Here is a 2,500-nt window from a genome sequence, read left to right as displayed (position 1 = left end):
AAGGCCAATCAAACTCGGAGATAGCTGGTTCTCTGCGAAATCTATTTAGGTAGAGCGTCATCCGAATACCCCGGGGGGTAGAGCACTGGATGGGTAATGGGGCCCCACAGGCTTACTGATCCTAACCAAACTCCGAATACCCGGGAGTACTAGATGGCAGACACACTGCGGATGCTAACGTCCGTAGTGGAGAGGGAAACAACCCTGACCTACAGCTAAGGCCCCCAATTCATGGCTAAGTGGGAAAGCAGGTGGGACGACCAAAACAACCAGGAGGTTGGCTTAGAAGCAGCCATCCTTTAAAGATAGCGTAACAGCTCACTGGTCTAAACAAGTTGTCCTGCGGCGAAGATGTAACGGGGCTCAAGCCATGAGCCGAAGCTTAGGATGCCGTAAGGCATGGTAGCAGAGCGTAGTGTGACATAGAACTCATCCTGTATTGCCGCTGGTTATGTGGCGCGAGTAATCGCGCTCAAGTAGCCGAATAGGCGGTAGCGCAGGATAGAGTTCTTTCGATGAAGCCGGCCTGTGAGGGATCCGGTGGAGAGATCACTAGTGAGAATGATGACATGAGTAGCGACAAAGAGTGTGAGAGACACTCTCGCCGAAAGTCCAAGGGTTCCTGCTTAAAGCTAATCTGAGCAGGGTAAGCCGGCCCCTAAGCCGAGGCCGAAAGGCGTAGGCGATGGGAACTAGGTTAATATTCCTAGGCCAGGAGGATGTGACGGATTGCAGGTGTAGTTCAACCTTATCGGATTGGTTGGGCTGCTGAGCAGTTCCTGGAAATAGCCCTCCATCAGACCGTACCCTAAACCGACACAGGTGGACTGGTAGAGCATACCAAGGCGCTTGAGAGAACGATGTTGAAGGAACTCGGCAAAATACCTCCGTAAGTTCGCGAGAAGGAGGCCCGGTTCCTAGGCAACTAGGGGCTGGGGGCACAAACCAGGGGGTGGCGACTGTTTATTAAAAACACAGGGCTCTGCGAAGTCGCAAGACGACGTATAGGGTCTGACGCCTGCCCGGTGCCTGAAGGTTAAAAGGAGAGGTGAGAGCCTTGAATTGAAGCCCAGGTAAACGGCGGCCGTAACTATAACGGTCCTAAGGTAGCGAAATTCCTTGTCGGGTAAGTTCCGACCTGCACGAATGGCGTAACGACTTCCCCGCTGTCTCCAACATCGACTCAGCGAAATTGAATTGCCTGTCAAGATGCAGGCTTCCCGCGGTTAGACGGAAAGACCCCGTGCACCTTTACTACAGCTTCGCACTGGCATCAGGATTGTGATGTGCAGGATAGGTGGTAGGCTTTGAAACCGTGACGCCAGTCGCGGTGGAGCCTCCCTTGAGATACCACCCTTCGCACTCTTGATGTCTAACCGCGGTCCGTTATCCGGATCCGGGACCCTGCGTGGCGGGTAGTTTGACTGGGGCGGTCGCCTCCTAAAGCGTAACGGAGGCGCGCGAAGGTTGGCTCAGAGCGGTCGGAAATCGCTCGTTGAGTGCAATGGCAGAAGCCAGCCTGACTGCGAGACTGACAAGTCGAGCAGAGTCGAAAGACGGCCATAGTGATCCGGTGGTCCCGAGTGGAAGGGCCATCGCTCAACGGATAAAAGGTACGCCGGGGATAACAGGCTGATACTGCCCAAGAGTCCATATCGACGGCAGTGTTTGGCACCTCGATGTCGGCTCATCTCATCCTGGGGCTGGAGCAGGTCCCAAGGGTACGGCTGTTCGCCGTTTAAAGAGGTACGTGAGCTGGGTTTAGAACGTCGTGAGACAGTTCGGTCCCTATCTGCCGTGGGTGTAGGAGACTTGAGAGGAGTTGCCCCTAGTACGAGAGGACCGGGGTGAACGATCCACTGGTGGACCAGTTGTCGTGCCAACGGCAGTGCTGGGTAGCTATGATCGGACAGGATAACCGCTGAAGGCATCTAAGCGGGAAGCCCCCCTCAAAACAAGGTCTCCCTGAGGGCCGTGGAAGACCACCACGTCAATAGGCCGGAGATGTAAGCGCAGTAATGCGTTCAGTTGACCGGTACTAATCGCCCGATAGGCTTGATTTGATCCAGTAATGGAAAGACAAGACCAAAGCATACACCGACCTTGACAATGGATGATCGTGTCGCACCAAGCGACACTGTTGGTTGATAATTACAACCGTGCGGGAACGCGCATTCGCAAGCGAATGCGCTGCCTCCCGCGCGTCGCCTTTTTGCAAAGCAAAAAGAGCGACGTGGGCTTTTCCTCGGTTTGGTGGTCATAGCGCAAGTGAAACACCCGGTCCCATCCCGAACCCGGAAGTTAAGCACTGCCGCGCCAATGGTACTTGGGCTTAAGCCCCGGGAGAGTAGGTCACCGCCAAACCTAGTAAAAGCCCACATCTCTCTAACACGATGACACAATAACTGACACTGGCGCGGGGTGGAGCAGTCCGGTAGCTCGTCAGGCTCATAACCTGAAGGTCAGAGGTTCAAATCCTCTCCCCGCAACCAACTTCCAG

Annotated in this window: 1 tRNA gene and 2 rRNA genes (1 of these 3 cut by a window edge); all 3 read left to right on the top strand. The window is 54.8% G+C overall.

Features of this window, described 5'->3' with window-relative positions:
- Positions 1-2,063: ribosomal RNA gene (locus GS620_RS21725) — 23S ribosomal RNA — on the top strand (it extends 803 nt beyond the left edge of the window).
- Positions 2,064-2,249: 186 nt separating this feature from the next.
- Positions 2,250-2,364 (top strand): 5S ribosomal RNA (gene rrf, locus GS620_RS21720).
- A gap of 51 nt (positions 2,365-2,415) precedes the next feature.
- A tRNA-Met gene (locus tag GS620_RS21715) sits at positions 2,416-2,492 on the top strand.
- The last annotated feature ends 8 nt before the right edge of the window (positions 2,493-2,500 follow it).

This window comes from Ruegeria sp. HKCCD6428 (assembly GCF_013110595.1).
Classification (GTDB): Bacteria; Pseudomonadota; Alphaproteobacteria; order Rhodobacterales; family Rhodobacteraceae; genus Ruegeria.
This window is presented reverse-complemented; position numbering and strand designations above follow the sequence as displayed.